We start from the raw sequence: 25,715 nt of genomic DNA, 5'->3' as shown, positions 1-25,715 counted from the left end.
AAGGAAGGAGTTCAAAATGAAGATCGAAGTTAATACACATGAAAAAAATATGATTCGCTTCGCAGCCGAGCATCCGGAGGTTCTGGTTATGTCGGCCGACCTCGGCTCCTCCTGCGAAGTAAAAAAGTTCCGCCAGACCTACCCGGACCGCTATCTGACCATGGGTATCGCTGAGCAGAACATGTGCTCCTGGGCAGCCGGCATGTGCCGTGAAGGCTACCGTCCGTTCCTGCACACCTTTGCGGTATTCCTGTATCGCCGCATCCTCGATCAGCTGGAAATGAGTGTTGCTTATCCGAATCTGCCGGTTGTATTCGTCGGCTTTGTGCCGGGCATTACCACGCCGGGCGGTGTTACCCACCAGTCCATCAACGACATCGGCGTACTGCGCACGGTGCCGAACATGGCCATCTTCGACATCGGTGATGCAACCGAAATCGAAGGCGTGCTCGATCTGGCATACAACTACAACGGTCCGGTTTACATCCGCATGCTTCGCAAGGAAGTTCCGCGCCTGTTCCCGGCAAACGAGCCGATGCAGTTCAACCGTGCCCGCGTGCTGAGTGAAGGCGATGACATCGTTCTGCTGTCCTCCTCCATCTGCACTGAGGAAGCAATGCGCGCTACCGCAGTTCTGAAGGAAAAGGGCGTTTCCGTACAGCATATGCACGTTTCCACCCTCAAGCCGTTCACCGACCCGACTATCGTCGAGGCCATCAATAAGAGCAAGTACGGCGTTGTTACCATCGAAAACCATCTGGATATCGGCGGTCTCGGCTCCGCTGTTGCCGATGTTATCGCAGAGAACGGACTGGGCAAGCGTCTGGTCAAGATCGGCCTGCCGGGCTATCCGCACGGTGCGTCCAAAATGTATCTGATGAAGAAGTACGGCATTGATGCCATGCACCTCGTATCCGCTGTCGAGGACCTGACCGGCAAGAAGCTCGGCGTTGCAGAGTCCGATCTGGAAGCCGTTCGCTTTGTAGACTTCCTGGAGGTATAAATGGGCTTTCGCGCCTGCGTCTGGGATTTGGACGGCACGCTGCTCTATACCCTGCCGACAATTCACCATTACTGTAACCAGTCCCTTCGTCATTTCGGCTTTCACGGCATTACACTCGACGAGTGCCGTGACCTGTGCCGCCTTTCTATCGCGGAGTTTTACCATAAGCTGCTGAAGCTCGGCGGCTGCCCGCCTGATCGGGTTGCCGCACTTCAGCCCGCGATACGCGATTACGACTGCGCCGCGTACCTCAGCGATTTCACCTATCTCACCCAGCCGTATGCAGGGGTGTGTGAAACGCTTGCGGAGCTAAACCGCCGCGGCATCAAGAACGCCGTTCTGACGAATAAACCCAACGCCGTTGCCTGTGCGCTCATCTACCGATTTTTCGGAGATGCGATGGAGCTGTGCGTCGGACAGACGCCGGAGACCATCTCCAAACCCGATCCGCACTCGATGGACCCTGTGCTTGAGCAGCTGGGCATACCGCGTGAGCAGATACTCTATGTCGGTGACACCGATGTGGACATGCAGACCGCACGCAACACGCAAACGGCAGCCGCTGCTGCCGCATGGGGCTATCAGCCGCTCGAAATGCTGCTGCCCTACCATCCGGAATTCATCGTCCGCAGACCGGAACAGCTGCTCACGATTTTTTAGGAGGAATTCACCATGTTTTCGGAAATGAAAAAAGAAATCATCGAAGCCGGTATCCTGCTCGACCGCTATGAGCTGGTATCGCTGACCTGCGGCAACCTGAGCGTGCGCATGCCGACCGGCGAAATTCTCGTTACGCCGTCCGGCATGATGTACGAGAAGATGGTCGAGGATGATATGATCGTCATGGATATCGACGGCAATGTCATCGAAGGCACCCGCAAGCCCTCGTCCGACACACCGGCTATCCTGCATATCTTCCGCGAGCGTCCGGACATCAACGCCGTTATCCACACCCACCAGCCGTATGCGACTGCGGTTTCGCTCATTCCGGGCCTGACCGAGTTCCGCGTATGCATTACCGCACTGGCCAATGCCGCCGGCGGCAATGTGCCGATCACGCCGTATTCGGCTGCAGGCTCGATCGATATGGGCATTGATACGGTTAAGTACGTCGGCAACGGTCATGCCGTTATCCTGTCTCAGCACGGCGTTATGACGGTCGGCAAGGACCTCAATCAGGCGCTGTACGCTGCGGTCTACCTCGAAGAAGCCGCAAAATGCTATCTGGCTGCCCGCGCAGCCTGCGTCAACGGAGAGATCAAGCAGATGAGCGACGCGCAGATTCAGCAGATGGTTGACGTATTCCAGTATTACGGTCAGGGCACTGCCAAGATTCCGGAGGATCTGGTAAAGCGAATCGACTAAACTCACACAGTCTACCTATTCACTCAGATAGAAATTTCCAAACCAAACCTTAAGACAACACCCCTCTAATAAAATCAGGACGGAAGGTCTCTCGAGCCTTCCGTCCTGATTTTTTAACGAGCATCGTCCGCACCATTATAAAATTCCTGTAGAATATCTAAAACCTCGTCAAAGAATCCGCTGCATTCTTTGACAAGGTTCTTTTACTGCAGTCTGCTGCCCTGCATATTCTCCAGATACTTCCTGCGATACCGAATCGGCGGCAGACCGACCAGCTTCGCAAAAATGGCGTTGAAGTGGTTTACGTTGGTGTAGCCGACGATGGCGGCAATCTGCGTTGCGCTGTAATCGGTGGAAATGAGCAGGTTCTGCGCCTCACCGACACGGCAGCGAATCATATAATGGATGGGCGACATACCCGTGATCTCCTTGAAAATATGCGCCAGATGATACGGCGACATGGACAGCGCCTCCCCAATATCCTCGAGTGTCAGCTGCTCGGTGAAATGCGTGCCGATGTACTGCCGAATGCGGTTCGCCAGCACCAGATTATGCGGCTGATCGGCGGCGCGCGCATCCGGCGGCAGATTGGCCGACAGCAGCACCAGCGCAGGCAGCAGCTGTGCGACGATTTCATCCGAGTAGGACGTTCTCCGTTCCGCGTGCTCGTAAATCAGTTCGCTGAGCGACTGCATGTGGTCAATCTCGTCCATCGCCGGACGCACAAATCCGTTTTCTGCCTTGGTGAAATGCCCTTCCGGCAGTCCGCACAGCTGCAGACTGGAAATGCCAAAGCAGAACGTGCCGATCTCGTGTTGCAGGGACGAGGTGACTTCATGCAGATCGCCTTGATTATATAGTAAGATATCCCCCGTGCGGATCGGATAGCTGTAGCCGCCCGCGATGTACTGACCCGCCCCCTGATAGACATACAGCATTTCCGTGAACCGCTCATGCCGATGGATGGCGCGTGTGATAGTCGATGCCGCTACGATCTGCTTGGTGGCGTACAGCAGACTCGGCATCTGACCGGATACAAAACGTACTCCTTCTTCCATACTCTCCCCCCTGTGTGAATATAGGTATAGTATATCGTATTTTGGTGCAGACCACAAGAATCCGTATAAACCAAATTGATACCCCTGCTTTTTGTGCAATATTTCGAGAGTTTTCACAAAACAAAACGCAAGAACAAAGAAACACCATATTCGCCGGAATAGTATAATAAAATCATCAAAAAGAACAAAAACTTCACGGAAACAGCGAAAGGAGTTTTCAATTATGAGCATTCAAATCTGCGGTGCACCCTGCTGCTGGGGTGTGGATGACCCCAAGAATCCGTATTTACCGCCCTGGACGCGCGTACTGGAGGAAGCCGGTAAAGCCGGTTACAGCGCCATCGAGCTTGGCCCCTACGGCTACCTGCCGATTGACGCAGAACTGGTAGCCAACGAGCTTCGCAAGAACGGTCTTGCCATCGTGGCAGGCACCATTTTCCATGATCTGCTCGACGCGGACAATCAGGAGAGCGTGCTGCACGCGGTTGACGACATCTGCCGCCTGATCACCGACCCGAAGCTGCCGGTGCTCAAGACCCACGACGGCCAGAAGTTCCCCACGCCGTACATGACCGTTATGGACTGGGGACACGATGAGCGCGACTACGCCGCAGGCCATCCGGACACCGCGCCGCGTCTTTCCGATGAGGAATGGGCGCGATTCATGGGCAACGTCCGCGCCGTATGTGAACGCGCGAACAAATGGGGTGTGCGCCCGGTCATCCATCCTCATGCAGGCGGCTACATCGAGTTTGCAGACGAGATTGCAAAGGTTGTCCGCGATATTCCGTACGAGGTTGCCGGTCTGTGTCTGGATACCGGTCACCTGTACTATTCGCACATGGACCCGGTAGAATACCTCAAAAAGTACGCTGACAAGCTGGATTACGTCCACTTCAAGGACGTAAACGAAACCGTTTACCGTCAAGTGCTCGGTGAGCGCATCCGCTTCTTCGACGGCTGCGGCAAGGGCGCCATGTGCCCCATCGGCTCAGGTTCGCTCGACTATCCGGCCATCAAGCAGGCGCTTGCAGATATCGGTTATTCCGGTTACATCACCATCGAGCAGGAGCGCGACCCGCGCAACTCGGACACCAGCCTGCGCGATGTCAAGGCCAGTGTAGACTATCTGAAGTCGGTCGGCTACGAAATCTAATCACGCAGGAGCGAGAGCACGGCCCTTCTCTCCCGTGCTCCCGCTCCACTCTCTCAATAGTTCAAACACAATATTTAATATTCATGTAGTTTTTAAGGAGGATTCTTTATGTATTACGGTGAAAAACGAGTAGAAAATCCCATTCGCTGGGGCATGGTCGGCGGCGGCCGCGGCAGCCAGATCGGCTACATCCATCGCTCGGCGGCACTGCGCGACTTCAACTTTGAACTGGTTGCCGGTGCGTTCGACATCGATCCCGAGCGCGGCAAGGACTTCGGCAAGCAGCTGCATGTTGATCCGGATCGCTGCTACCCGGACTACAAGACCATGTTCGCTGAGGAGGCAAAGCGCCCGGACGGCGTGCAGGCCGTTTCCATCGCAACGCCGAACGGCATGCACTACGAGGTCTGCAAGGCTGCTCTCGAAGCCGGTCTGCACGTTGTCTGCGAGAAGCCGCTGTGCTTCACCTCTGAACAGGCAGACGAGCTGGTCAAGCTGGCAGAAGAAAAGCACCGCGTTGTCGGCGTGACCTACGGCTATTCCGGCCATCAGCTGATCCAGCAGGCGCGCCAGATGATCAAAAACGGCGATCTCGGTGAAATCCGCGTTATCAATATGAGTTTCGCGTTCGGCGGCTACAACTTCAAGATCGAGGACAAGGTGCCGTCCGCAAAGTGGCGCTTTGACCCGTCCAAGGCAGGTCCGTCGTTCGCACTCGGTGATGTCGGCACGCACCCGCTGTTCATCATCGAGGCGATGATCCCGGATATGAAAATCGACAACCTGATGTGCACCAAGCGTTCCTTCGTTGAGGGCCGCGAGCTGGAGGACAACGCCTTCGTTATCATGAACCTCAAGGGCAGCGAAAATGTGCAGGCTGGCGCGCAGGTATACTGCTGGGCAAGCTCGATCAACAGCGGCGCACGCCACTACCACAAGATCCGCGTGGTCGGCTCCAAGGCATCCCTCGAGTGGGATGACGAGCGCCCGAACCAGATGCTGTACGAGGTAGAAGGCGAGCCGTCCCGCGTGCTCGAGCGCGGCGCAGGCTACCTGACCGACGAGGCGCGTGTCGAGGATCGTATCGGCGGCGGCCATGCCGAGGGTCTGTTCGAGGCGTGGAGCAACCTGTATGCACGTTTCGCAGTCGCTATGGCTGACGCGGACAAGGGCGCTTACGGCGACTTCTGGTATCCGGATGTCAAGGCCGGCGCACAGGGTATCAAGTGGATTGAAAAGTGCGTAGAATCCGCAAATAACGGCTCTGCTTGGGTCGATTACGAATAAAACCAACGCTGTTTTCTCAGCACCTCTCTCTTCTCTCCGGCAACTCTCTCAAAAGTAAAGAAAAAAGATAAAGAACTGATTTTGGAGGAAAAGATTATGAAAAAGAGATTACTTGCTGTATTGATGTCCAGTGCAATGCTGATGAGCGCACTCGCAGGCTGCGGCGGCAGCACCGCAAAGACAAATAACGGCGGTGACACGGCCGACCAGACCACACAGCAGGATTACCATATCAAGGTCATTCTGAAAACGCTCGCATCCGAGTACTGGCAGTATGTCGGCAACGGCTGCAAGCAGGCCGGCAAGGATTTGGGCGTAACTGTTGATGTTCTGGGTGCAAGCTCGGAGACCGCATATGACGAGCAGCTTTCCATGATCGAAACCACGCTCAGCGCGAATGACTGTGATGCAATGGTGGTTGCGCCGCTTCAGGCGGAAACCGTTGCAACACAAATTGCAAATACCGACCTGCCAATCGTGGCGATTGATACCGCCATCGACTCGGACAAGGTGCTCAGCTTTGTCGGCTTCAACAATGAGGAGCTGGCCGCAATGGGCGGCAAGGCCGCTGTTGAGGCAGCAAAGGATAAGGGCTGGGATAAGATTACCGCCATCGGCATCATGGGTGTGCAGGGCGACTCCACCTCGGAGGCACGCATTGCAGGCTTTAAGCAGGGCATTGCAGAAGCTGGCGGCGAGTATCTCTCTGCGGAAACGCAGTACGCAGACAGCGTAGCGGACAAGGCCGTTACCTGCATGGAGGCCATCATTCAGGCACATCCGGAGGGCGTATCCATCATCGTAGCGAACAACGATGATATGGCAGCCGGTGCCGCTCGTGCAGCAGCCGCATTTCCGGCGTACAAGAACACCATCTTTGTCGGCGTCGGCGGCAATCTGGCGGGCATTGATGCTATTCTTGCCGGTCAGGAGACCATGACCGTCGCCGTTGACGGCTACGATGTTGGTTATCTCGGCGTGCAGGCCGCAGTCGATGCGCTCAACGGCAAAAAGCTGGATGAGTTCATTGCAACTGATGCTACCGTTGTAACGGCTGACAACGCCGCAGAACGCCGCGCTGAGGTAGAAAAGCGCCTGGGAACCTCTTAATCAAACTCGCACCAACGAAATACCGCGGAAAACCGCCTCTTCAAAAGGGGGAGGCGGTTTTCCGCGCCCAAAAATCAGCCCACACAGTAAAAAAAACAAGGGGGAAAACAACAAAATGGCATTTACTGTCGCAACCTTTATCGCGTTCACCGTGCTTGTCGCGGTGCTCTCGTGGTGGAAAACACGCGATGACGACCTGTCCACCAAGGAAGGCTACTTCCTCGCAGGACGCGGACTGCCCGGCATCGTTATCGCCGGTTCTCTGATGATGACCAACCTTTCCGCAGAACAGCTTGTCGGCACGAACGGACAGGCGTTTGCGGGCAACATGAGTACGATGGCATGGGAGGCCACCTCGGCGTTCGCGCTGATCGTGCTGGCGTTCGTGTTCCTGCCCAAGCTGCTGCGCGGCGGCATCGCAACCATCCCGGAGTTCTTCGAGATGCGCTACGATACCTTCACCATGCGCCTGTTCTCGCTGCTGTTCCTGATCGCGTATGTCGTTACTATGCTGCCGACCATCCTGTATTCGGGTGCGGTCGCACTGGTTAAGATTTTCGACCTCGAGAGTATGTTCGGCATCAGCTATTTCAGCGCCATCACCCTCATCTGCATCGGCACCGGCATCATCGGTATGTGTTATGCGGTATTCGGCGGCCTGAAAGCCGTTGCCTACTCGGATACCATCAATGGCGTCGGTTTGATCATCGGCGGCTTCGCTATCCCGATCCTCGGCATTCTTGCCCTCGGCAAGCTGGACGGCGGCGGCTTCATGGCCGGTCTGGATCACCTCATCTCCGCAACGCCGGAAAAGATGAACGCATGGTCCGCGCCGAATGCACTTCCGCCGGAAGTACCGTGGCCGCTGCTGCTGACCGGTATGTTCGTCAACAACCTGTTCTACTGGGCGACCAACCAGTCCATCATCCAGCGTTCGCTCGGCGGCAAAAACCTCGCTGAGAGCCAGAAGGGCGCGATCTGGGCCGGCTTCTTCAAGTGCCTTGACGTATTTGTCATCGTTCTGCCGGGCATCATCGCGTTCCAGCTGCTGGCTGCAAACGGCCAGATGGACACCTCGGTCGGCATGGCGGCTGACCAGGCGTACCCGCTTCTCGTTATGAAAGTGCTGCCCAAGCCGCTGATGGGCTTCTTTGCAGCCGTTATGTTCGGCGCGATCCTGTCCTCGTTCAACTCGGTGCTGAACTCCGCATCCACTATCTTCACGCTGAACGTTTGGCAGCCCATCTGGGGCAAGCAGGCCTCCAACAACAAGGTCGTTAAGGTCGGCCAGATCTTCGGTACGGTTGTCGGCGTGGTTTCCATCGCCATTGCACCGTTCGTTATGTTCTTCGGCACCGGCATTATGAACTTCATCAATGAGTGCTGGGGCTTCTTCTCCATGCCGCTGCTGACCGCTGTTCTGTTCGGTCTGCTGAGCAAAAAGGCGCCTGCCATCGCCCCAAAGATTGTTATTCCGGTCCACATCGTGCTGTACGGTCTGACCAAGGTCATCCCGTTCTTCAGCCGGTTCCACTATCTGTACGTTGTATTCGCGCTGTTCGTCCTCGAGTGCATCATCTATGCAATCTGCATCAAGGTAAGTCCGCGTCAGCTGGCGTGGGAGATGCCGGATGCCAAGGTCATGGATATGACCCCCTGGAAGAGCGGCAAGGTCTGGGCGATTGCCGGTGCGGCAGTTGTTGCGATCATGTACCTTATCTTTTCGCCTCTCGGCATTGGTGCATAACGTCCGACTCCCCGTGCACTGCTGCCGTTAGACAGCGCCGCTGTGTCCCTCCGCAGTGGTGCAAAAGGCTCCTGTGTCTTGTGACACAGGAGCCTTTGGTTATTGCTCACACCAGCTGTTCAAACCGCTCAAAGAACCGGAACAGCGTATCGCCGCTCATAGCCAGCGCACGGACACATATGCCCTGCACCGCGCGGCTTGCACCGACGATACCGTCCGGCAGGATATCCTTCTGCCGCGCAAAGCCAAAGATTTCGTCCTCTTTTCCGGGCGCATAGGTATAAAGCACGCCCTGATGGATAAATCCCTGCCACTGCCCCAGTCCGGTATAGCCGCGTCTCTCAGGCTGCACGAGTGTATGCTCTGCAAACACCGGTCGATTATCCAACGTGACGCGCAGCCGGTTCTCGAACCGCCGCATGGCAAACCGCTCACCGCAGCCGGTGCGTCCGCAGGTGAACACATCCGCGCACAAAAAACGGCTGTTTTTCTGCAGATTGACCGTCATGCTGCCGCGATAATCACTGCCCGCAAACGGAATGACCGGCTGCGGCAGAAAGCACACGCGCCCATTCTCTCCAACCTCGATGGAAATGTGTCTGCGTGCCTGTCTGTCTCCGGTGTTGAATACCTTCTCGAAGCCTTGTGTTCGAGCGGACACATCCGAGCCATCCCCGAACGTGTACTGCGCGTTGATGCTGTCGCCCGCGAGCAGACCCACCGAGGCCGCATCAAAATCAGGTCGGTATGCCCGCCATTGTACAGCGGCCGCATGATCTTGTACGGCGCGGTGAAATACATATCCTCGACCTGTGTGCGGCCGTTTTGCCGCGCTGTCTGTACAAAAATGCGGCTTTCCATCACTTGCCCTCGAACAGCACGTCGGATTTGATCCACGCAATGACTTTATTCAGTCCTTCTCCGCTTACCAAATTGGTAAACAGGAATTTGCGTCCCTCCCGCATGCGTGCGCTGTCGGACGCCATCACTTCCAGACTCGCCCCGACAAGCGGTGCAAGGTCGGTCTTATTGATGACGAGCAGGTCGCTGCGCGTCACGCCCGGACCGCCCTTGCGTAGAATTTTCTCGCCCTGCGCCACATCAATGACGTAAATAGACGCATCCGCCAAGTCCGGACTGAACGTTGCAGACAGGTTGTCGCCGCCGGACTCGATGAAGATGATCTGCACATCCGGGAACCGCCCCGCCATCTCATCCACTGCTTCCAGATTCATCGAGCAGTCCTCACGGATGGCGGTGTGCGGGCAGCCGCCGGTCTCCACACCAATAATGCGCTCGGGCGGCAGACAGGAGTTCTTAATTAGAAATTCCGCGTCCTCACGGGTGTAAATGTCGTTCGTGATGACGCAAATGCTGTATTCCTTGCTCATACGGCGGGTCAAACGCTCGATGAGTGCGGTTTTGCCCGATCCGACCGGACCTCCGATGCCGATTTTTACAAAGCTCATAACTGATTCTCCTCAACTCATGTACAGTCTCGAACAGAGTGTTTCGTGCTGCATGGCGAAAATGTCAAACGCCGGACCGCCTATGCCGATCTCATCCTCGATGACGGAAAGCGCGGTTCGCACAGCGTCCAGCAGCTGCGGAAAACGCGCTGTGCTTCCAGCTGACGCAGCGGCACACACTTGGCCGCGTGCGTCTCATACGCGTCAAAGCCGAGGTGCTGCAGATACAGCAGCGTCGGCTCATCATACAGCACGGTCACGCGGTCCGGCTCGATTTTGAGCGACAAATGCCGGTTTCCCAGTTCAAAGCACAGCCTCCCCATCTCCTGCATGGTGAAAACGCGCGTTTCGATCAGCCGCGACGGTGCAATCCGCACCGCATACACCTTGCCGTTCTCCCGTGCAAGAATATCGCCATCGTGCAGCGGCTCACCGACGCACACACCGAATTCCGTGCCGTCCTCGGCAGTCTTGGCGATGCGCTTCTTTTCGGTCTCGAACCACTCAAACGGAATATTGACGACGGTTTCGGTCACGCCGTCCCGTACATTGCCTAAAATATGCTCTGCGATCATGTCGCTTTTTCCTCCTCAGAACAGAAAATACCGCTGTGCGAGTGCCAGTTCAGAGAACGGCTTACATGTAATCTTTTTGCCGTCCACCGTCACCGTATAGGTCTCCGGATCGACCCGAATGTCTGCCAGCGTGTCGTTATGGCGCATATCACGCTTGCTGATGTCGCGGCAGTGCGAAACCGGAAGTACCACTCGCTCCAGTCCCAGATGTTCGGCAATGTCGTGGTCATACGCCCACTTGGAGACGAACGTCACACAGCTTTGCGACAGTGCCTTGCCGTGTCCGCCGAACATATCGGTGTAGACCACCGGCTCGGGCGTCGGAATGGACGCATTTGCATCTCCCATGCGGGAAGCCGTAATCGTACCGCATTTGAGCACCATTTCCGGCTTCGCGCCGAACAGCGCAGGCTGCCACAGCACCAGATCAGCCAGCTTGCCGACCTCGACCGAACCGACATATTCCGAAATGCCGTGCGTCACCGCCGGATTGATCGTGTACTTGGAGATATACCGCTTGACGCGGTTGTTGTCGTTGCGGGCACAGTCCGTGTCCAGCGTGCCGCGATGGTTTCCGGCCGAATACGGCTATCCGCAAAGGCAATATCCTCGGGATTGGACTTGTCGAGGTGGTGGCAGACCATCAGCATATCCAAATGCTCATCGATGGTGTTGCGCGTATACGGCATAGTCGGGTTGGTCGAGGACGGCAGAACGTAATCGTACGCCGACGCACGGATAATGTCCGGCGCATGTCCGCCGCCTGCGCCTTCCGTGTGATAGGTGTGAATCGTGCGTCCGTGAAAGGCGTTTATCGTGTCCTCAACACAGCCGGTCTCGTTGAGCGTGTCTGTGTGAATGGATACCTGCACATCGTACCGCTCCGCAACCGACAGACAGCAGTCAATAGCGGCAGGCGTGCTGCCCCAGTCCTCGTGCAGCTTGAGTCCGGCGGCACCGGCCTCGATCTGCTTGGCGAGCGGACTTGCTGTCGAGCAGTTGCCCTTGCCGAGAAACACCACGTTAATCGGTAAATCTTCCGCGCTCTGCAGCATGCGTGTAATATGAAACGCATCCAGCGTACAGGTGGTGGCGTTCGTGCCGTCTGCCGGACCGGTGCCGCCGCCGATCATGGTCGTGATACCGGAATACAGTGCCGTGCGCACCTGCGTCGGGGAAATGAAATGATATGGCTGTCAATGCCGCCTGCGGTCAGAATCAGCCCCTCGCCTGCAATGGCCTCGGTAGATGCGCCTACGATCATGCCCGGTGTGATCCCATCCATAATATGCGGATTGCCGGACTTGCCGATGCCGGAGATTTTGCCGTCCTTAATGCCGACATCCGCCTTGTAAATGCCCGTACAGTCCACGATGAGCGCATTCGTGATGACCGTATCCAGACATTCCTCGTCCGTGTGCGTGCATGACTGTCCCATGCCGTCGCGCAGGCTTTCGCCGCCGCCGAACTTGGCCTCGTCGCCATACACAGTCAGGTCCTTTTCCACCTCGATGAGCAGTGAGGTATCGCCCAGACGCACACGGTCCCCCATCGTCGGGCCGTACATCTGTGTGCAATCTCTGCGGGAAAGCTCGATCATTTGTCCTCGTCCTCCAATCCCAGAAAGCCCTGCCATTTGGCCTGCGCGAATGCGGTGTCGCGCACGGTAAAGTCGTCAAACGAGCCGTTCACCAGTCCGTTCAGGCCATAGCCCTCACGCGTGCCGCCGATTTTAACCAGCCGCACAGTCTTGGTCTCGCCCGGCTCAAAGCGCACGGCCGTGCCGGACGGAATGTCCAGCCGCATACCCCAGGCAACTTTGTGGTCGAACCGCAGACGCTTGTTGACCTCGAAAAAGTGAATGTGTGAGCCAACCTGTATCGGACGTTCTGCCGTACTTGTAACGCTGATTTCAACCGTTGGACGGCCTTCGTTCAGGCAGATGGTGCCGCCCTCGGTCAGCACCTCACCCGGAATGAGCGCCTGTTTTGCCGGAATCGGATCGTGCACAGTCACCAGCTTGGTGCCGTCCGGGAAGGTGGCTTCGACCTGGATTTCGTGAATCATTTCAGCCACGCCGTCCATCACGTCGTCGGCGGAGAGCAGCTTTCGGCCTTCCTGCATAAGTTCTGCCACCGTTTTGCCGCCGCGTGCCATCTCGGCAATCTCACTCGAGATGTACGCAATGGTCTCCGGGTAATTCAGCTTTACACCGCGGGAACGGCGTTCCTTTGCCAGATTTCCGGCCAGATGCAGCAATAATTTATCGGTCTCGCGCGGAGTTAATCGCATGATTTTCGCTCCTTTCGGTCAGGCTGCGACTTTCGCCGTGCGCGTTAGGATTGCACCGGTCAGCACCGCAAATACAAACACAAACGCACAGCCAATGAGACCGGCCGCACCGGAGGTCAGCGCATTTTCTACGGCACGGAATGCGTAGTCCGGCAGCAGTGTCGTTGCGGAATGTGCTTGCGATATGCATAAATAGCCCTCCTAATTTTTGTTGATTCTATGATTTATTCCTGCGGAAAATACAAAAAACACAGTCGCACCGTTGTTCACTTCGCCGGTCATGCAGATTCTGCCGCCGTGCCGCTCCATAATACGCTGCGCCATTGCCAGACCGACGCCCGTGCCCTCGAATTCGCTGTCGTCGTGCAGACGCTGAAAAATCCGGAACAGCCGGTCGGCATACCGCATATCAAAGCCTGCTCCGTTGTCGCGGACGGCGATAACCGTGAAATCGTCCTCCTCGCCTGCCGTGACGGTGATCTTTGCGTTTTCACGCCCGCGTGTGAACTTAAACGCATTGCTGATGATGTTTTTCAGCAGCATGCACATAACGCTGAGCGGACTTTTCAAATCGTGTGACACAGCCGAACAGAAGCGATCAAGCTCCTCATACGCCGTGCGAAGCGCCTTGTTCTGCCGCGCAATGCGCAGATGCGCCGAAATACGCGCGAGATACTCTGCGCGTACAAACGGCTTGGGAACATAATCACAGCAGCCTGCGTCAAATCCGGCGGTAATAACCTCGGGTGCGGTCTCTGCAGTAACGAAGATTACCAGAATTTCGCTTGTCTGCCTGTTTTCCTTGATGCGGCGGCACAGCTCCAGTCCATCTATGCCCTCCATGTGGATATCGAGCACGATCAAATCCGGCCGACGCTTTTCGAGGAATGCGAGTGCCGCCCATCCGCTTGTGGCGGCGTGCACGCGGTAGCCCTGCTGCCGCAGGATCGTGCCCGCAAACGCCAGATGGTCGGGCAGGTCGTCCACGATGAGGATATGCGCCGTGCTTTCCGGCAGCTGCCCCCCGCTCATGCGGTCATCAGGCGCTGAATGTAAGCGCCGTCTGCCTCAACGGTCGCACTGCTGTAAATCAGCGCTCCTTTTTCCATCACATACAGCTGTGTGGTGTTTTCGAGCACAAAGTCGAGATACGGCTCAACCAGCAGCACGGTCAGCCCCAGTTCCTTGTTGATGCGCTGAATCGCCGTGCCGATGTCCGCGATAACGGACGGCTGGATGCCCTCGGTCGGCTCATCGAGAATGCGCACCTTCGGGTCCGCGACCAGCGCACGCGCAATGGCGAGCTGCTGCTGCTGACCGCCCGAAAGATCGCCGCCTCGCCGTGCGGCAAACTTCGGCAGAATGGGAAACAGATCGTAAATGTAATCCGGCACCTTGCCGTGCTTTTTCTGCGCATAGAGCGCCAGCTCCAGATTTTCCTGCACGGTCATCTGCGGGAAAATATCGCGGCCCTGCGGCACATAACCCAGTCCGGCGGCGGCCCGCTCGTAGGTCGGACGGCGGATAATATCCTCGCCGTCCTGTTCGATCGCGCCATGCGGCGTTTTCACCAGACCCATGATGCTCTTGAGCGTGGTGGACTTGCCCACGCCGTTTCGCCCGATCAGACCGACGATCTCGCCCTTGGGTACGTCGAGCGTCAGCCCGCTCACGATACAGCTTTCGCCGTAGCAGCTTTCCAGTCCTCGAATTTTCAGCATTGTTTTCACGCCCTTTCGCTCAGCTTGCGGCCTTGCCGCGTCCCAGATAGACCGCCTGCACGGTCGCATCGGCCAGCACCTCGTCCACCGTGTCCTCGGTGAGCACCTTGCCCTCGTGCAGCACGGTTACGATGTCCGCCGCCTGCCGCACAAAGTCCATGTCGTGCTCAATGACGATGATGGTGCACCCCTTTTGAATCTCACGCAGGATTTCGCCGGTTTTGAACGTTTCCGGCTTGCCCATGCCTGCCGCCGGTTCATCGAGCATGATGATCTCCGGCTGCTGCACAAGCTGCATGCCAATCTCGAGCCACTGCTTCTGACCGTGCGCCAGAGAACCCGCCCGCGTCTGCGCCTTGTCGAGCAGACCGACCTTATCGAGCACGCGGTCGATCTGCGCCAACTCGTCTGCTGTCGGTCTGCCGAACACGCTCGGCACTTGAAACTTGCGGCCGACACCCTCGCGGACGATTTTATACTCCGGCATACCGGTCAGGCGCACATCCGCGCGGCTCTCCGGATGGAAGATAACGCTGCCTGCGGTCGGCTTGGTCTTGCCGCAGATGATATCGAGCAGCGTGGTCTTGCCTGCGCCGTTCGGTCCGATGAAAAAGTGGATGGAGTGCCGCTTGACGGCGGCATTGACCTCGGTCAGCGCGTAAAAGCCGTCAAAGCAGACCGAAATATCCTTGATATCCAGCACTGTGCTGTTTCCTGCCATGATTTATGCTCCTTTCTGCGCCTTCTGCGTCAAATCGACCTTGGGCTTGCGTTCCTTGTGCAGCAGCGCCGGAATCTGCTCGCAGAACAGACCGACCAGACCGCCCTTCATAAACAGGATGGTCAGCACGAACACTGCACCGATGATGTACTGCCATATGTCAACCAGTCCGCCGGAGGACAGGTTGTACTCACACAGATTGATGAGAAACGCGCCGATGACCGTACCGATGATGGTCCTCGTCCTCCGACAGCGACCCATATCACCATGGTGATGGAGTACGAAATCGTCATCTGCGACGGCGTGATCGAGCCGTTGAAGTTGACGAACACCGCGCCTGCCACAGCCGCCGTGATGGCAGAGAACACATACGCGAAGGTTTTGTAACGGCTGACCTGATAGCCGGAGAAATAGGTGCGATTCTCACCGTCGCGGATAGCGACAAGCAGCTTGCCGAACTTGTGCGTGGTGAGGAAACGGCAGAGAACGTAGGTGAGCACCATCAGCAGCAGCGCACCGTAGAACAACAGAAATATATTGCCGCGTTTTTTGAAAATAAAGTAGCCGATCAGACCGGAAACGACAGTCGGCACAACAAACAGCATGATGATCGCACCCAGAAGGGTCTGAAACGGCTTCCAGATCATTGGCAGCTCGGTCAGCCCGCCGACATGCATGAAATCCGTGATGCTGCCGCCGGTCGCCTGCAATTTCAGGTACATCGCCATCGCGTAGCCGCCGAGTGCGAAATACAGGCCGTGGCCAAGCGACAGAATGCCGGTGTAGCCCCAGATCAGGTCAAGTCCCATGGCAACAATGGCAAACGCAATGCACTTGCCGAGGTACAGGATGGTCGAGCTTGCCGTCAGCACGCCGCTTTGCAGCAGCAGCGGCATGGCCGCCAGCACGGCAACAATTACGGCAAGGCATAGATTCATGCCCTGCTTTTTGAGCAGTTTCATCGGTTTCTCCCTCCTTAATCATCCAGACTGCGGCTGCGAATGGTGAACAGACCCTGCGGACGCTTCTGCAGGAATACGATCACGAGCAGCAGCACGATTGCCTTGGCAATGGTTGCCGAGGTGTAGTTTTCTGCGAAAATGCTTGCGCCGCCAATAGCTGTCGAGCCTACGACCGTACCGAGCAGGAACGTCGCCGCAAAGGCGAGCGGCAGCGCTGCGATGTAGTACCAGTCGCGCATGGAGCTTGGCAGAAATGCCGCGAACAGCTGCTGGGTGACGTAGGTCATGTATGCGCCGATCATGACGAACTCACCATGCGCCATGTTGATGACGCGCATCAGTCCGAACGTGATGGCAAGTCCGAGCGAGGTCAGCAGGATAGTAGTTCCAGGAAACCATGTGCCCCTTGAGGATGTCTGCGCCGATGGTAGCTACCTCCTCCTCTGCAATGGAGAAAGACATGGTCGGATAGGTTTCTGCGGTGTAGTTCTTCTCACTCATCTGCTTGAAGAAGGAAACGTTGCCGGTGCCGTTCAGAGTGTTAATGATAATATCCGGCTTTGCGGCCTCGATCTTGGCGATGATAGCGGCAAAATCGGTCTGATCCATGTCGGCGTATTCCTCACCGACTACATTCGCGCCTGCGGCCTTGACCTGCGCCTCGATGATCATATTCGCGGTGCGCGGGAACACATAGTCCGAGCCGAGCAGGAAGAAATTCTTGTAGCCCTTATCGAGCAGATACTCGATGGCCGGAACGATCTGCTGATTGGGTGCTGCGCCCGTGTACACAATGTTCGGCGAGGACTCCATGCCCTCATACTGCACCGGATACCACAGCAGTGCGTCGTAGTCCTCAACGATCGGCTTTACCGCCTTACGCGAGGAGGAGGTCCAGCAGCCGAAGATGGTCGCTACGCCATCGCTGTCGATCAGCTTTTCGGCCTTGGCAGCAAAGGTGGAAGGCTGGGATGCGCCGTCCTCCTCGACGTACGCAATCTGGCAGCCGTTGATGCCGCCGGCCTTGTTGATCTCGTCGATGGCAAGCACCTCCGCGCCACGCACGGACGTTTTGGAAATCGCCATCGAGCCGGTCAGCGAGTGCAGCAGGCCGACCTTTACGGTGCCGCCGTCCGCGGAGGAATCCGCGCTGTCTGCCGCCGGTGCAGAGGAACCGCCGCCGCAGGCGGTCATGGTTGCCAGCAGTGCGGCGCAAACCGCGCCTGCCGAAAGTCTGCGAAGCAGGGAATAATTCATATAAAATCTCTCCTTTACGGGATTTAATAACGGATTTAGAAATGAAAAAAGCCGACCCGCACGGCACCTGCCGTCCCGGATCGACCCCATTGTCGAATCTTGTTTACTTAGGGCAATACCGCATAATTGGACAAGAGCGATTTGCGAGTAAATTTTGCGTACTGACGAGGCACGGTTTTGCGGTAATACTTGACGTATTACCGTGAAATCTCGGCAGCGCGGACGGAACTCGCGCAAGGAACCGAAGCCAAAGTCAGGGCACAAAATTTCCGCAAAGCGCCGCAGCTTTAATTGTGCGGTGTTGCCTTAGTATAAAGCGTCCTCACCGAACTTGATGCGCGCCGCCTGAATGATCAGCCGCGCCGCGTCCTCGCGCGACAGCCTGCCGGTGTTCACCGTCAGGTCATACAGCGTGGGATTGGTCCAGTCGTCGCCGCCGGTGTAGTATTTGTAATACTCTGCGCGGTACTGATCGGTTTTGACGATCAATTCGTTTGCCTGTTCCGTGGTTACGCCGGATTTCTGCATGATAGACTCCACGCAGGTCTTGCGCGGCGCTTCCACATACACGCTGAGCACGTTTGCCCGATCCCGCAGGATATGGTTGGCGCACTTGCCGATGATGATGCACGGCTTTGATTTTGCCAGTTCTCTGATGATCCATGCCTGAATGCGAAACAGATTGTCGTCAGAAACAAACTTGCGGTCGCTCGGCGCATACGCGCGGTCGATATCCGGCGCTTTGCAGATGAGCCGCAGCAGCTGCCTTGCATACGCCACCCGCACCTGATTGTACAGCGCACCGAACGCCATTCCGGTGTGACTGCGGCACTGCTTGCCGAAATAGTCCTTGCTCAGCCCGAGATGCTCGGCGGCCTGCTCCATCGTGATCACGCCATTCAGGTGTGCCGCCAGAAACGCTGCCAGCGTGTGCACAAAGCCGTCCTCCTGCACCGGAATGCCGAGAGTCTCGAAGGTTTCGCGCACGAGCGCGTACTGGCTGTCCTCGTCCGTGTGCGCCGAGAGCGACTGCGCCGCGCGGCTCAGTACGGCGTTCAGTTGTTTCTCGCGGAAGGGTTTTACGATGTAGTCGAACGCACCAAGCACCAGTCCTTCCCTTGCGTACTCAAACTCGCCGTAGGAGCTGACCAGAATGACCGGCGTCTGTATCCCGCGTCGGCGCAGCTCGCGCAATAACTCCAGACCGTCGATGAACGGCATACGGATGTCGGTCACAATGAGGTCGAAACGCTCCTTGTCCATCTGCTCGAGCGCCTGCTTGCCGTTGACGGCCTGCGCCGCCAGACAAACCCCATTCTCCTGCCATGCGTGCATGTGCGCATACACATAGCGCAGCGCCTCATCGTCCTCGACCAGTAAAATGCGATACATGTCCTCACTCCTCTTTTTCGTCCAGCAGCTTCGCCGCTCGTTCAAAATCATAGCGCTCGAGCGCTTCCGACAGCCGCGCAAACCGCTCGGGCGGCATGGTATGCCGCAGGCTGCTGCCATGCTGCTCGAACCACTGCACGGCGGAGAAATCGTAGTTTTCCACCAGCTTTTTCAGCTTTCTGGCGGCCTGTTCCATCGGTTTTCCGAGCGGTTCGGTCTGGGTTTCCGCAAACGACCGCAGCTCCTCTATCGTGCGGTCGAACACCTCGGTAAACTGCGGCAGCGTGTTCATTCTGCCGTGGTGCACCTCGTCGAGCAGCACACGGCTGGCACCCGACAGCGCGTCGCACCCAAGGTTGCCCGCAAGTCCGATGAGATCATGCAGCAGCGCACGCGCGTTCGCGGGACGGCCATGCTCCAGATGCAGCCGCACATACTCCGCCGAGCAGCTGTGCGCCCGCAGAAACCGGCTCCGCCAATGCAAAATCCATTGCAAACCGGAATGTCGAACCGATGCCTTCCCTGCTCTCAAGTGTCAGCTTGTGCGTGCCCCTGCTCGCTGTTTCCACAATGCGCCGCACGATAACCAGTCCCAGACCGGCACCGCCGTACTTGCGTGTCACGCTGCTGTCTGCCTGCTCGAATGGCTCGAAGATACGCGCCTGATCCTCGTCACGGATGCCGATGCCGGTATCTGCGACCGCAAACGCAATGGTGACACCATTTTCATCCTGCTGCACGGTCTTGGCGGCGATGGTGACGCTGCCGTGCTCGGTGAACTTGACCGCGTTGCCTGCCAAATTGACCAGCACCTGCCGCAGACGGGTCGGGTCGCCGCTGACAGCCTGCGGCAGCTTTCCCTGAATATCCAATTTCAGCGTCAACCCCTTTTGACGCGCGCTGTGCTCGAGCATATCGCGCGCGGCGTGCAGCAGCGCCGTCGGGTCGAACACGACCGCCTCAAACGTCAGCGCGCCTGCTTCGATCTTGGAGCTGTCCGGCGGTTTTCCAGTTCGCGTTCCAGTGTCGCCCGCAGACGGTTGAACATCTGTCCGAACCGGTACGGTTCGCTCGCGCCACACGGCATAACGCACACCCGCATCCGATCTGCTGCCGCACCGGAGAGCGCATCCGTGTACCGGCGCAGCGGCACGATATACAGCCGCATCAGCAGCCACAGCACCGCTGCAATCAGCACCAGTGAGCACAGCAGACAGAAAATCTGCACCTCGGAGGCGGTGCGGCGTCCGGCGGTCGCGCGTGCGACTTCGTTTTTTAAACGATCTGAGGTCTGCTGCCGGAACTGCTCGATGGGCGACATAATTTCATACTTGGCCCGCTCATACGCCGCATCGTACAGGATTTGACGGGCGGTTTCGCGCTTTTGCACAGCGGAAAGCACAGTATCTGCACCGGAAAGCGGTGTTTCCGTCACACGGGTGACGTAGCTGTGCAGCGGCTCGTCCGGAAAATCATCTGCATTTTGCTCTGCCGCAGCGAGAATCAGGTGCATGGAACGGGTCTCGGTGTCGATGAGCAGATCCGAGCAGCGCTTGGCCTGCGCCAGAAGCGCGGCTTCTTCATCCGGCAGCTGATCGTTTTTCCAGTGTCTGAATTACCGCGTCTCGCTGTCTGGTGGCAAGAACCTCGGTCCAATAGTTGTTCAAATGGGTGATATCCTCGGTTTCGGCATACGCGCGGACCTCATTTGTCAGCAGGTCGGATGCATCGGCAAGCTGCTGCCCCAGCGCAATGAGAGACACCAGTTCATCCTTCGCCTGCGCCTCCTGCTGCACGCAGTCCACCATGTAGCGATTGCTGCCCAGCAGAATGCAGAGCACCGCCGCAAACGCACAAATAAAAAGAGCAAAGGCACTGTGAAGCACCTTTGCTCGATTGCTGCATATCATAACCATATCTATGTGAAAAAGTCAAGTGCGTGCACAGTCACACAGTCCGCGCCGAAAACGGTTCTGCATAAGCCGAACAAGGTGAAAAACAGTGTCATGAAATACTTTCGAGACGTTTATCCATCGCGCCTTGTATTGATATATTATTTATACATATTTATGATTAAACCGCCCGCATCACGGCAATCCTAACTACCAGAAGGAGGAATTTCCATGACCAACAATTTCCTGTGTGCGCAGATCTACCAGATTCTCGCACTCAACGACGAAATGCTGAGGAGCGGCTGCATCACCCGCGACGAGCACGACTTTGTCCGCCATGTGCAGACGGACAAGCTGACCCGACTGCACAGCACGCCGTAAGGAGGCCGCCCAATGGACGTCCGCAGACTGGACGAAATGCAGGCACAGGGCCGCAGCATTTTCGATACCGAGCTTGCTGTGGCGTACTACGCCCGCGTTTCGACCGACAAAGACGAGCAGATCAACAGTCTCGGCAACCAGAAACGCTATTTTGAGGACTATATCGCCGCAAATCCGCGCTGGACATTCGCCGGAGGCTATGTGGATGAGGGCATCAGCGGCACGTCTGTCGAGGGACGTGAGCAGTTTCTCAGGATGATCGAGGACGCGAAACGCGGCCGCTTTGACCTCATCGTCACCAAGGAAATCAGCCGTTTCGCTAGAAATACACTCGACAGCCTGCGCTACACGCGTGAGCTGCTGCGCTGCGGCGTGGGCGTGTACTTTCAGAACGACAACATCAACACCTTTGACAAGGATGCCGAACTGCGGCTCACCATCATGTCCTCCATCGCGCAAGACGAGGTGCGCAAGCTGTCCGAGCGCACGCGCTTCGGCTTTAAGCGTGCACAGGAGAACAGCGTGCTGCTCGGTCAGAACAATCTGTTCGGGTACAACAAGGTTGACGGGCAATTGGAGATTGTCGAGCCGGAAGCCGCCGTCGTCCGTGAGGTGTTCGAGCGCTACGCTGCCGGAGACCTCGGTCTGCGCGCCATTGCCAACGACCTGGACAGCCGCGGTGTACGCGGACGGCAGGGCAAGCCGCTTACCTACTCCACGCTGTACGGCATGATACGCAACCCGAAATACAAGGGCTGCTATGCCGGTCGGCGGTACGCCTCACGCGACTACCGCGACAAGCGCAGCTACCGCCTGAGTGCAGACAAATGGCTCGTGCATGAGGACGACCGTGTGCCTGCCATCGTGCCCGAAGCACTGTGGGAGCAGGCTAACCGTCTGCTTGCCTCACGCGGCAAGACCATGAAGGCGCACGCGCAGGCATCTCAGAATCGCTACGCCTACAGCGGCAAGCTGATCTGTGCCAGGCACGGCACAACTTTCCACAGGCATGTGTATAAAAGCAAAATCCGCGGCGAAATGGAGTGCTGGAACTGCAGGCTGTACCGCGAAAAGGGCAAAACCGGCGGCTGCAATTCCCCGACGGTTTACAGCCACGAGCTGGACCGCATTTTGGAGCGCGTGTTCGAGCAGGTGACGGACGAGCGCTCAGCCGCCGTGCAGGAGTACATCGACAATCTCCGCGCCTTTGCCGCCCGGCAGGACAACGCACCTGCGCTTGCTCAAGTCGAGCGGGAAATCGAAACGGTCACCCGCCGCAAGGACAAGCTGCTCGATCTGGTGCTTGCGGGTGCGCTCTCCAACGACGAGTTCAAGCAGCGCAACGAGACCTGCAACGAACAGCTTGCCGCCCTCGAGCAGCAGCGAACAGAACTACAGAACGCAGATAAGACACTGGAAGAACGTATCCGGCGGGTGGAAAACCTGCGCCGCACCATCGAGGAACGGTGGCAGATGAGCTGCGGGTTCTCGCGTGAGATGTCCAAGGCGCTCGTTGACCATATCGTCGTGGACTCGGACGAGAGCAAAACCCGTATCTCACTCGATATTTTCCTCACCACCGGTGCAGAGCCGATCGTATCTGAGACGCAAACCTCTAACGCGCAGCTGCAAATGCGCTTTCAGCGAGCACGTTCCGGTTATCAGGGTGAGTACACGGTGACGTATCTCGTGCGCTGGCATTTGGAATAAAAAGCAGTGATACCTTTCCAATTTGGAAGCATATCACTGCTTTTATCCTTTTTTACAATTCCAGCGGAGCCAGTGTTGTCGTATCAATCGAGCGAATCGCCGACCGCAGCGGCAGCACCGCCGACGGCGAAACCGAAAGCTCGTCGATACCCATCGACAGGAAGGTTTCGGTCAGTTCCGCGTCTGCGCCGAGTTCGCCGCAAATGCCGATCCAGATTCCGGCCTTGTGCGCGTTCTCAGCTGCCATGCGGATCATGCGGAGCACCGCCGGATGATGGGCATCAAAAAACCGGTCGAGACCCACACCCTGTCGGTCAACCGCCAACGTGTACTGCGTCAGATCGTTCGTACCGACCGAGAAAAAGTCCACCTCACGCGCCAGCTCTGCGCTCATCATGACGGCGGCCGGCGTCTCGATCATAATGCCGAGTTCCACCTTGTCCGCCATCGGCACACCTTCCTCCGCGAGTTCCGCACGAATGTTGCGGCAGATGCGCTTGATCTCCTGTACCTCCCAGACCGAGGTGATCATCGGGAACATGATAGCGATTTTGCCGTATGCCGATGCGCGGTACAGCGCCCGCAGCTGTGTGCGGAACACCTCCGGACGGGTCAGGCAGATGCGGATGGCACGCAGGCCCATTGCAGGGTTTTCTTCTTTATCGAGGTGGAAATAGTCCGCCTGCTTGTCCGCGCCGATGTCCAGCGTTCGAATGATAACGCGCCTGCCGCCCATGCGCTCCGCGACCGTCTTATAAGCCTCAAACTGCTCGTCCTCGGTCGGATAGTCGCTGCCCTGCAGGTACAGAAATTCCGAGCGGAACAGGCCGATGCCGCCGCCGTCATTCTGCAGAACCGCATCAATATCTGCCGGAGAGCCGATATTGCAGTAGACCATCACATTCCGGCCGTCCTTGGTCACATTCGGCTTGCCCTTGAGTCGATCGAGCAGTTCTTTCAGCGCCTTCTCCTTGGCCTGTTTTTTGAGCAGACGCTCGCGCTCGGCGTCATCCGGCTCGATAACCGCCTCGCCGGTCTGGCCGTCAATGATGGCGTACTTGCCCTCCATTTCCGGCTGCAGCGCATCTCCTGCACCGATAATGGCCGGAATGCCCATCGTGCGGGCCAGAATCGCCGTGTGTGAGTTCGCCGAGCCGCCTGCCGTGATGAAGCCCAGAATAAGAGCCTTATCCAGCTGCACGGTCTCGCTCGGCGCAAGATCATCTGCCGCCACGATACACGGCACATCGGACACGATGCCGCTTTCGCCTTTGCCGGTCAGAATACCGATCACCCGCGCGGAAATATCGCGGATATCCGCTGCACGCGCCTGCATGTAGCTGTCGTCCATCGCAGCAAACATTTCCGCGAACTGTACACCGGTGTCGCTGACGGCGGCCTCGGCGTTTACACGGTCGTTCTCAATCATACCCTCGATGCTCTCCACGAAATCCAGATCGTCCAGCATCATCTGGTGCGCCTCGAACAGCATTGCCGCGTCCTCACCGGCCTCAGCAAGTGCCTTGTCATACAGCTTTGCGAGCTGCTCCTTCGCCGTTTCCCGCGCTGCGCGGAATCGCTCCAGCTCTGCCGCAGTGTCGCTCGCCTCATGGCGCGGAATGACGCCGCTTGCTCTGCGGTAAAAGCTGATCGGGCCTGCCGCTACGCCTTTGGATACGCCTTTGCCGAAAATCTGCTCCATCTCGCTCACTCCTTACAGGTTCGCCTTGAAAAATGCCTCGATCTGCGCTGCCGCTTCCGCTTCGTCCTCGCCTTCCACTTCCACGCGAACGGTGTTGCCGTGCTTGATGCCCATGCCCATGATGGCGATCAGGCGGCGTGCATCCGCTTTTTTATCACCGAAATGCAGGAAAACCTTGCTTTTAAATTTCGCGGCCTCCTTCGCCAGCATGCCTGCCGGACGTGCATGAATGCCAATGGAATCCGTAATGGTGTACTCAAATGCTGTCATGATGAAAACTCCTTTTTTCTTCATTCAAATGGTGGATTGCGGCGAGAAATGCCGCTGCAACCTGCGGTTCGTGTCCATAAAAGTCCACTGTACCCGGTCGATACGGCGGCTTGTCCTCGCTGAGAAATCCGCTGCCGCCGGTGACGATCAAACCGTGTCTGCGTGCCAGTGTGTGATACCGCGCGGTATCTGCTTGGCTGTGACTGCCGTATGCTGCAATGCCGTCGAATGCCGCCACCGGAAAGGTGTCGTCCATCTCATTCGGCGGCACGAGCACGGCCAGTCCGCCTGCTTCGTGAATCGTGTGAATCGCCTGCTCGGCTGCAAACGACTGCACCGAATCGTTCCGCGTCCGCTCAATCTCGAGCAGCGCCGGACAGGTGATGTCAATGCCGATGCCGAGCGTGAGAAAATCCCGTTCCCGCCAGCGGCAGTCGAGTTCAATGCCGGGCACAATGCGCACACCGAGCTGTGCGCCGCGCCAGATGCATTCCGGCACACCGCTGACTGCCCGCCGGTCGGTCAAAGCCGCCAGCGTCAGCCGTTCCTCACAGCAGCGTTCGGCCAGTGCACGCGGCGAAAGCTCACCGCCTGCAGTCAGGCTGCTGTGGATTTGCAGATCGGTTTGTGCCATGGAAAGACCTC

General features: G+C 57.4%; 30 protein-coding genes and 1 pseudogene. 9 read left to right on the top strand and 22 right to left on the bottom strand.

What is annotated here, in order from left to right; genetic code table 11:
* The first annotated feature begins 16 nt into the window (after positions 1-16).
* From ACWVX6_RS00565 to ACWVX6_RS00555, 3 genes are read left to right on the top strand one after another with little or no spacing between them, the layout of a single operon-like run.
* Positions 17-1,003 carry a transketolase family protein gene (locus tag ACWVX6_RS00565; protein WP_118479004.1) on the top strand — a complete coding sequence of 329 codons (987 nt, stop codon included), beginning with the start codon at positions 17-19 and terminating at the stop codon, positions 1,001-1,003.
* Entirely contained in the window at positions 1,004-1,663 is a 660-nt protein-coding gene (locus ACWVX6_RS00560) for an HAD family hydrolase (protein WP_455152058.1), read from the top strand. It begins immediately after the preceding gene.
* A 12-nt stretch (positions 1,664-1,675) separates the two neighbouring features.
* The gene (locus ACWVX6_RS00555) at positions 1,676-2,368 is read left to right on the top strand and encodes a class II aldolase/adducin family protein (protein WP_110436230.1); all 693 of its coding nucleotides are present in this window, start codon (positions 1,676-1,678) and stop codon (positions 2,366-2,368) included.
* 203 nt (positions 2,369-2,571) lie between these two features.
* On the opposite strand, the gene ACWVX6_RS00550 is transcribed toward ACWVX6_RS00555, so the two are convergent.
* On the bottom strand, positions 2,572-3,426 hold the full coding sequence (locus ACWVX6_RS00550) for a helix-turn-helix domain-containing protein (RefSeq protein WP_455152057.1): 855 nt from the start codon (positions 3,424-3,426) through the stop codon (positions 2,572-2,574).
* Positions 3,427-3,649: 223 nt separating this feature from the next.
* On the opposite strand from ACWVX6_RS00550, the gene ACWVX6_RS00545 reads away from it, so the two are divergent.
* From ACWVX6_RS00545 to ACWVX6_RS00530, 4 genes are all read left to right on the top strand, one after another.
* A complete protein-coding gene (locus tag ACWVX6_RS00545; RefSeq protein ID WP_455152056.1) occupies positions 3,650-4,582 on the top strand; it encodes a sugar phosphate isomerase/epimerase family protein in 933 nt (310 codons plus the stop codon).
* 108 nt (positions 4,583-4,690) lie between these two features.
* Entirely contained in the window at positions 4,691-5,869 is a 1,179-nt protein-coding gene (locus ACWVX6_RS00540; RefSeq protein ID WP_455152055.1) for a Gfo/Idh/MocA family protein, read from the top strand.
* A gap of 96 nt (positions 5,870-5,965) precedes the next feature.
* Entirely contained in the window at positions 5,966-6,979 is a 1,014-nt protein-coding gene (locus tag ACWVX6_RS00535; RefSeq protein WP_118564438.1) for a sugar ABC transporter substrate-binding protein, read from the top strand.
* A gap of 115 nt (positions 6,980-7,094) precedes the next feature.
* A complete protein-coding gene (locus tag ACWVX6_RS00530) occupies positions 7,095-8,726 on the top strand; it encodes a solute:sodium symporter family transporter (protein WP_270579909.1) in 1,632 nt (543 codons plus the stop codon).
* A 106-nt stretch (positions 8,727-8,832) separates the two neighbouring features.
* Here the strand turns inward: ACWVX6_RS00530 and ACWVX6_RS00525 are convergent, their stop codons facing one another.
* The 18 genes and pseudogenes from ACWVX6_RS00525 to ACWVX6_RS00440 form a co-directional block, all read right to left on the bottom strand.
* The gene (locus ACWVX6_RS00525; RefSeq protein ID WP_455152054.1) at positions 8,833-9,447 is read right to left on the bottom strand and encodes an urease accessory protein UreD; all 615 of its coding nucleotides are present in this window, start codon (positions 9,445-9,447) and stop codon (positions 8,833-8,835) included.
* 139 nt (positions 9,448-9,586) lie between these two features.
* Positions 9,587-10,195 (bottom strand): urease accessory protein UreG, encoded by a 609-nt coding sequence (gene ureG, locus ACWVX6_RS00520; protein WP_455152053.1) that lies wholly within the window; start codon positions 10,193-10,195, stop codon positions 9,587-9,589.
* Between the two features lie 80 nt (positions 10,196-10,275).
* A complete protein-coding gene (locus ACWVX6_RS00515; protein ID WP_455152052.1) occupies positions 10,276-10,770 on the bottom strand; it encodes an urease accessory protein UreE in 495 nt (164 codons plus the stop codon).
* Between the two features lie 15 nt (positions 10,771-10,785).
* Positions 10,786-12,370, bottom strand: a pseudogene (locus ACWVX6_RS00510) (urease subunit alpha).
* Positions 12,367-13,062 (bottom strand): urease subunit gamma, encoded by a 696-nt coding sequence (gene ureA / locus ACWVX6_RS00505; RefSeq protein ID WP_455152051.1) that lies wholly within the window; start codon positions 13,060-13,062, stop codon positions 12,367-12,369. Before ureA ends, ACWVX6_RS00510 begins: the two are co-directional and overlap by 4 nt.
* An 18-nt stretch (positions 13,063-13,080) precedes the next feature.
* Positions 13,081-13,248, bottom strand: a complete 168-nt coding sequence (locus ACWVX6_RS00500; protein ID WP_455152091.1) for a PDGLE domain-containing protein — start codon at positions 13,246-13,248, stop codon at positions 13,081-13,083.
* Between the two features lie 15 nt (positions 13,249-13,263).
* Complete coding sequence (locus tag ACWVX6_RS00495; protein WP_455152050.1) at positions 13,264-14,094, bottom strand: response regulator; 831 nt, start codon at positions 14,092-14,094, stop codon at positions 13,264-13,266.
* Complete coding sequence (gene urtE, locus ACWVX6_RS00490) at positions 14,091-14,783, bottom strand: urea ABC transporter ATP-binding subunit UrtE (RefSeq protein WP_455152049.1); 693 nt, start codon at positions 14,781-14,783, stop codon at positions 14,091-14,093. Before urtE ends, ACWVX6_RS00495 begins: the two co-directional genes overlap by 4 nt.
* 19 nt (positions 14,784-14,802) lie before the next feature.
* A complete protein-coding gene (locus ACWVX6_RS00485; RefSeq protein ID WP_455152048.1) occupies positions 14,803-15,504 on the bottom strand; it encodes an ATP-binding cassette domain-containing protein in 702 nt (233 codons plus the stop codon).
* A 3-nt stretch (positions 15,505-15,507) separates the two neighbouring features.
* Complete coding sequence (locus ACWVX6_RS00480; RefSeq protein WP_455152047.1) at positions 15,508-15,633, bottom strand: hypothetical protein; 126 nt, start codon at positions 15,631-15,633, stop codon at positions 15,508-15,510.
* On the bottom strand, positions 15,627-16,466 hold the full coding sequence (locus ACWVX6_RS00475) for an ABC transporter permease subunit (protein WP_455152046.1): 840 nt from the start codon (positions 16,464-16,466) through the stop codon (positions 15,627-15,629). Before ACWVX6_RS00475 ends, ACWVX6_RS00480 begins: the two co-directional genes overlap by 7 nt.
* 14 nt (positions 16,467-16,480) lie before the next feature.
* Positions 16,481-16,804 carry an ABC transporter permease subunit gene (locus ACWVX6_RS00470; RefSeq protein WP_243105729.1) on the bottom strand — a complete coding sequence of 108 codons (324 nt, stop codon included), beginning with the start codon at positions 16,802-16,804 and terminating at the stop codon, positions 16,481-16,483.
* Complete coding sequence (locus tag ACWVX6_RS00465) at positions 16,776-17,723, bottom strand: transporter substrate-binding protein (RefSeq protein ID WP_455152045.1); 948 nt, start codon at positions 17,721-17,723, stop codon at positions 16,776-16,778. Before ACWVX6_RS00465 ends, ACWVX6_RS00470 begins: the two co-directional genes overlap by 29 nt.
* A gap of 306 nt (positions 17,724-18,029) precedes the next feature.
* Entirely contained in the window at positions 18,030-19,115 is a 1,086-nt protein-coding gene (locus ACWVX6_RS00460; protein WP_455152044.1) for a cytidylate kinase family protein, read from the bottom strand.
* Positions 19,116-19,119: 4 nt separating this feature from the next.
* Entirely contained in the window at positions 19,120-19,548 is a 429-nt protein-coding gene (locus ACWVX6_RS00455) for a hypothetical protein (RefSeq protein WP_147358653.1), read from the bottom strand.
* Complete coding sequence (locus ACWVX6_RS00450; protein ID WP_455152043.1) at positions 19,493-20,197, bottom strand: ATP-binding protein; 705 nt, start codon at positions 20,195-20,197, stop codon at positions 19,493-19,495. Before ACWVX6_RS00450 ends, ACWVX6_RS00455 begins: the two co-directional genes overlap by 56 nt.
* The gene (locus tag ACWVX6_RS00445; RefSeq protein WP_118761327.1) at positions 20,083-20,628 is read right to left on the bottom strand and encodes a sensor histidine kinase; all 546 of its coding nucleotides are present in this window, start codon (positions 20,626-20,628) and stop codon (positions 20,083-20,085) included. Before ACWVX6_RS00445 ends, ACWVX6_RS00450 begins: the two co-directional genes overlap by 115 nt.
* A 67-nt stretch (positions 20,629-20,695) precedes the next feature.
* Positions 20,696-20,956: a hypothetical protein gene (locus ACWVX6_RS00440; RefSeq protein WP_147358651.1), complete on the bottom strand. Its 261-nt coding sequence runs from the start codon at positions 20,954-20,956 to the stop codon at positions 20,696-20,698.
* A 282-nt stretch (positions 20,957-21,238) separates the two neighbouring features.
* Between ACWVX6_RS00440 and ACWVX6_RS00435 the strand changes: the two genes are divergently transcribed.
* Complete coding sequence (locus ACWVX6_RS00435; protein WP_158575075.1) at positions 21,239-21,388, top strand: hypothetical protein; 150 nt, start codon at positions 21,239-21,241, stop codon at positions 21,386-21,388.
* A gap of 12 nt (positions 21,389-21,400) precedes the next feature.
* Entirely contained in the window at positions 21,401-23,098 is a 1,698-nt protein-coding gene (locus tag ACWVX6_RS00430; RefSeq protein WP_455152042.1) for a recombinase family protein, read from the top strand.
* 52 nt (positions 23,099-23,150) lie between these two features.
* Here the strand turns inward: ACWVX6_RS00430 and ptsP are convergent, their stop codons facing one another.
* Genes ptsP through ACWVX6_RS00415 form a run of 3 tightly spaced genes read right to left on the bottom strand, consistent with a single transcriptional unit; the run spans position 23,151 to position 25,704 of the window.
* Positions 23,151-24,800 carry a phosphoenolpyruvate--protein phosphotransferase gene (gene ptsP / locus ACWVX6_RS00425; RefSeq protein ID WP_455152041.1) on the bottom strand — a complete coding sequence of 550 codons (1,650 nt, stop codon included), beginning with the start codon at positions 24,798-24,800 and terminating at the stop codon, positions 23,151-23,153.
* Between the two features lie 12 nt (positions 24,801-24,812).
* Positions 24,813-25,070 carry an HPr family phosphocarrier protein gene (locus ACWVX6_RS00420; protein ID WP_117489539.1) on the bottom strand — a complete coding sequence of 86 codons (258 nt, stop codon included), beginning with the start codon at positions 25,068-25,070 and terminating at the stop codon, positions 24,813-24,815.
* Positions 25,057-25,704, bottom strand: coding sequence for a PHP domain-containing protein (locus ACWVX6_RS00415; protein ID WP_118761323.1), 648 nt, complete (start codon positions 25,702-25,704; stop codon positions 25,057-25,059). Before ACWVX6_RS00415 ends, ACWVX6_RS00420 begins: the two co-directional genes overlap by 14 nt.
* Positions 25,705-25,715: the final 11 nt, after the last annotated feature.

The organism is Butyricicoccus sp., assembly GCF_977037065.1.
The sequence above is the reverse complement of the archived record's forward strand: the minus strand, read 5'-3'. Positions and strand labels throughout refer to the sequence as shown.

What these genes read in the sequence shown, in the direction of transcription:
- ACWVX6_RS00515 (WP_455152052.1), bottom strand. Translation starts at nt 10,770, where the DNA reads ATGATCGCAGAGCATATTTTAGGCAATGTACGGGACGGCGTGACCGAA.
- ACWVX6_RS00560 (WP_455152058.1), top strand. Translation starts at nt 1,004, where the DNA reads ATGGGCTTTCGCGCCTGCGTCTGGGATTTGGACGGCACGCTGCTCTAT.
- ureG (WP_455152053.1), bottom strand. Translation starts at nt 10,195, where the DNA reads ATGAGCTTTGTAAAAATCGGCATCGGAGGTCCGGTCGGATCGGGCAAA.
- ACWVX6_RS00470 (WP_243105729.1), bottom strand. Translation starts at nt 16,804, where the DNA reads ATGCGCGTCATCAACATGGCGCATGGTGAGTTCGTCATGATCGGCGCA.
- ptsP (WP_455152041.1), bottom strand. Translation starts at nt 24,800, where the DNA reads ATGGAGCAGATTTTCGGCAAAGGCGTATCCAAAGGCGTAGCGGCAGGC.
- ACWVX6_RS00495 (WP_455152050.1), bottom strand. Translation starts at nt 14,094, where the DNA reads ATGAGCGGGGGGCAGCTGCCGGAAAGCACGGCGCATATCCTCATCGTG.
- ACWVX6_RS00465 (WP_455152045.1), bottom strand. Translation starts at nt 17,723, where the DNA reads ATGAATTATTCCCTGCTTCGCAGACTTTCGGCAGGCGCGGTTTGCGCC.
- ACWVX6_RS00530 (WP_270579909.1), top strand. Translation starts at nt 7,095, where the DNA reads ATGGCATTTACTGTCGCAACCTTTATCGCGTTCACCGTGCTTGTCGCG.
- ACWVX6_RS00445 (WP_118761327.1), bottom strand. Translation starts at nt 20,628, where the DNA reads ATGCACCTGATTCTCGCTGCGGCAGAGCAAAATGCAGATGATTTTCCG.
- ACWVX6_RS00535 (WP_118564438.1), top strand. Translation starts at nt 5,966, where the DNA reads ATGAAAAAGAGATTACTTGCTGTATTGATGTCCAGTGCAATGCTGATG.
- ACWVX6_RS00415 (WP_118761323.1), bottom strand. Translation starts at nt 25,704, where the DNA reads ATGGCACAAACCGATCTGCAAATCCACAGCAGCCTGACTGCAGGCGGT.
- ACWVX6_RS00545 (WP_455152056.1), top strand. Translation starts at nt 3,650, where the DNA reads ATGAGCATTCAAATCTGCGGTGCACCCTGCTGCTGGGGTGTGGATGAC.
- ACWVX6_RS00550 (WP_455152057.1), bottom strand. Translation starts at nt 3,426, where the DNA reads ATGGAAGAAGGAGTACGTTTTGTATCCGGTCAGATGCCGAGTCTGCTG.
- urtE (WP_455152049.1), bottom strand. Translation starts at nt 14,783, where the DNA reads ATGCTGAAAATTCGAGGACTGGAAAGCTGCTACGGCGAAAGCTGTATC.
- ureA (WP_455152051.1), bottom strand. Translation starts at nt 13,062, where the DNA reads ATGCGATTAACTCCGCGCGAGACCGATAAATTATTGCTGCATCTGGCC.
- ACWVX6_RS00565 (WP_118479004.1), top strand. Translation starts at nt 17, where the DNA reads ATGAAGATCGAAGTTAATACACATGAAAAAAATATGATTCGCTTCGCA.
- ACWVX6_RS00420 (WP_117489539.1), bottom strand. Translation starts at nt 25,070, where the DNA reads ATGACAGCATTTGAGTACACCATTACGGATTCCATTGGCATTCATGCA.
- ACWVX6_RS00485 (WP_455152048.1), bottom strand. Translation starts at nt 15,504, where the DNA reads ATGGCAGGAAACAGCACAGTGCTGGATATCAAGGATATTTCGGTCTGC.
- ACWVX6_RS00555 (WP_110436230.1), top strand. Translation starts at nt 1,676, where the DNA reads ATGTTTTCGGAAATGAAAAAAGAAATCATCGAAGCCGGTATCCTGCTC.
- ACWVX6_RS00430 (WP_455152042.1), top strand. Translation starts at nt 21,401, where the DNA reads ATGGACGTCCGCAGACTGGACGAAATGCAGGCACAGGGCCGCAGCATT.
- ACWVX6_RS00460 (WP_455152044.1), bottom strand. Translation starts at nt 19,115, where the DNA reads ATGTATCGCATTTTACTGGTCGAGGACGATGAGGCGCTGCGCTATGTG.
- ACWVX6_RS00435 (WP_158575075.1), top strand. Translation starts at nt 21,239, where the DNA reads ATGACCAACAATTTCCTGTGTGCGCAGATCTACCAGATTCTCGCACTC.
- ACWVX6_RS00475 (WP_455152046.1), bottom strand. Translation starts at nt 16,466, where the DNA reads ATGAAACTGCTCAAAAAGCAGGGCATGAATCTATGCCTTGCCGTAATT.
- ACWVX6_RS00540 (WP_455152055.1), top strand. Translation starts at nt 4,691, where the DNA reads ATGTATTACGGTGAAAAACGAGTAGAAAATCCCATTCGCTGGGGCATG.